2 protein-coding genes are annotated in these 2,294 nt (G+C 69.7%); both read left to right on the top strand.

What is annotated here, in order from left to right; genetic code table 11:
• Window positions 1–215 precede the first annotated feature (215 nt).
• Window positions 216–341: a type B 50S ribosomal protein L36 gene (gene ykgO, locus RIC31_RS10800; RefSeq protein WP_007670608.1), complete on the top strand. Its 126-nt coding sequence runs from the start codon at window positions 216–218 to the stop codon at window positions 339–341.
• A 212-nt stretch (window positions 342–553) separates the two neighbouring features.
• Entirely contained in the window at window positions 554–2,041 is a 1,488-nt protein-coding gene (locus RIC31_RS10805; RefSeq protein WP_350106515.1) for an FAD-linked oxidase C-terminal domain-containing protein, read from the top strand.
• Window positions 2,042–2,294 lie beyond the last annotated feature (253 nt).

Raw genomic sequence — 2,294 nt, forward strand, 5'->3', positions numbered from 1 at the left:
ATCGAGAAGACCCTCGAACCGCATCTGTCGTACCCCTTGCAGCACTCCGGCCCGGTTCATCTGCGCCCCCTCTTTGGAGCGATTCAAAAACCGGACACTTCACGCGCTACAAAATCCGGACAGATCGTGAGTCAGCTACAGGGCCGCCGAACCGAGTTGACAGGGTGCGCGGCCCTGAGTAGGTTCCGCGCTCTTCGCGATTCCGGAGACTTTCGATGCGTGTGGCAAACTCGTTGAAGACGCTGAAGAAGCGGCACAAAGACTGCCGCATCATCCGCCGCAAGGGGCGCGTCTTCGTGATCAACAAGACCAACCCGCGTTTCAAGGCGCGCCAGGGCTGATCGCGGCGTCGGGTCGGCGTCGGCAAGACGTCGCCCTGCACCTTTGATCGGTTTCAGCGGGCCCGTGGGACAGGCGGCCGGCGCCAGCGCCGTGCCGCCTTTCGTGTGTCGGGCACCCGCCGGACCACCACGCGCACAGCGCTGTGGCTTGAATTGCCCGGGTGCTCAGGCAAGGTAGGCCCGTTCAGTCGCCGCGAGCGGGGAGATCGCCGATGAAGATGCCGGAGCCGGACCGGGCGGTCCTGGAGCGGCGCGACGAGATCGTCGCGGCCCTGCGCGCCATCGTCCCGGGCGAGGGCGTCATCGCCGACGACCGCGAGATGCGGCCCTACGAGTCGGACGGCCTGACCGCGTACCGCCAGCTGCCGATGGTGGTGGTGCTGCCGGAGACCACCGCCCAGGTCGCCGCGATCCTGAAGTACTGCCACGCCCACGGCGTCAAGGTGGTGCCGCGCGGGGCCGGAACCTCGCTGTCCGGCGGCGCCCTGCCGCTGGCCGACGGCGTGCTGCTGGGGCTCGGCAAGTTCAACCGCATCCTCGACGTCGACTACGCCAACCGCGCGGTGACCGCGCAGCCGGGGGTGACCAACCTGGGCATCACCCACGCCGTGCAGGATCGCGGCTTCTACTACGCGCCCGACCCGTCCTCGCAGATCGCCTGCTCGATCGGCGGCAACATCGCCGAGAACTCGGGCGGCGTGCACTGCCTGAAATACGGCCTGACCACCAACAACGTGCTCGGCGTCGAGATGGTCACGATCGAGGGCGAGGTCCTGCGGATCGGCGGCAAGCACCTGGATTCCGACGGCTACGACGTGCTCGGCCTGCTGACCGGATCCGAGGGCCTGCTGGCGGTGGTCACCGAGGTCACCGTGCGGATCCTGCGCAAGCCGGCGACCGCGCGCGCCGTGCTGGTCGGCTTCGGCACCAGCGAGCAGGCCGGGAGCTGCGTCGCCGCCATCATCGGCGCCGGCATCGTGCCGGGCGGCATGGAGATGATGGACAACCCCGCGATCAACGCCGCCGAGGACTTCGTGCACGCCGGCTATCCGCGGGACGCCGGCGCCCTGCTGATCGTCGAGCTGGACGGCCCCGAGGTCGAGGTCGACTTCCTGATCGACCGGGTGCGCGCGATCGCCGAGGCCAACGGCGCCACCTCGCTGCGGGTGTCGGAGTCCGAGGACGAGCGCAACGCCTTCTGGGCCGGCCGCAAGGCGGCGTTCCCGGCGGTCGGCCGGATCTCGCCGGACTACATGTGCATGGACGGCACCATCCCGCGCCGGCAGCTGCCGGAGATCCTGTCGCGCATGGCCCGGATGAGCGAGAAGCACGGGCTGCGGGTCGCCAACGTGTTCCACGCCGGCGACGGCAACCTGCACCCGCTGATCCTGTTCGACGCCAACCGGCCGGGCGAGCTGGAGCGCGCCGAGGCGTTCGGCGCCGACATCCTGCTGGCCTGCGTCGAGCTCGGCGGCGTGCTGACCGGCGAGCACGGCGTCGGGGTCGAGAAGCGCGACCTGATGGGCTCGATGTTCAGCGAGATCGACCTGGCGCAGCAGCAGCGCGTGAAATGCGCCTGGGACCCCAAGGGCCTGCTGAACCCCGGCAAGGTGTTCCCGACCCTGCACCGCTGCGCCGAGCTCGGCCGCATGCACGTCCAGCGCGGCCAGCTGCCGTTCCCCGACCTGCCGCGGTTCTGACCATGGCGCGGCACATTTCCACCACTCGTCATTCCGGACCGGGCCGCCCTGGGCGGCACGGAGCCGGAACCCACCCGCCGCTCCGTCGCCCGTCGCACCGTCTTCGGGATTTACACATTTCTCGGCGGCGGGTGGGTTCCGGAGCCGGACGCTCGCGCGTCCCCTCCGGAATGACGAAGGTGGGCAGGATTTGGCCGGCTTCCCTCCCGGATCCACCCCTCACTTCGTCATCCCGGAGGGGCTGCGCGAGCAG

Source organism: Thalassobaculum sp. (assembly GCF_040219615.1).
Taxonomy (GTDB): Bacteria; Pseudomonadota; Alphaproteobacteria; order Thalassobaculales; family Thalassobaculaceae; genus Thalassobaculum_A.

Bases quoted from the DNA above. Each gene is read 5' to 3' on its own strand.
- RIC31_RS10805 (WP_350106515.1), top strand. From the start codon at position 554: ATGAAGATGCCGGAGCCGGACCGGGCGGTCCTGGAGCGGCGCGACGAG.
- ykgO (WP_007670608.1), top strand. From the start codon at position 216: ATGCGTGTGGCAAACTCGTTGAAGACGCTGAAGAAGCGGCACAAAGAC.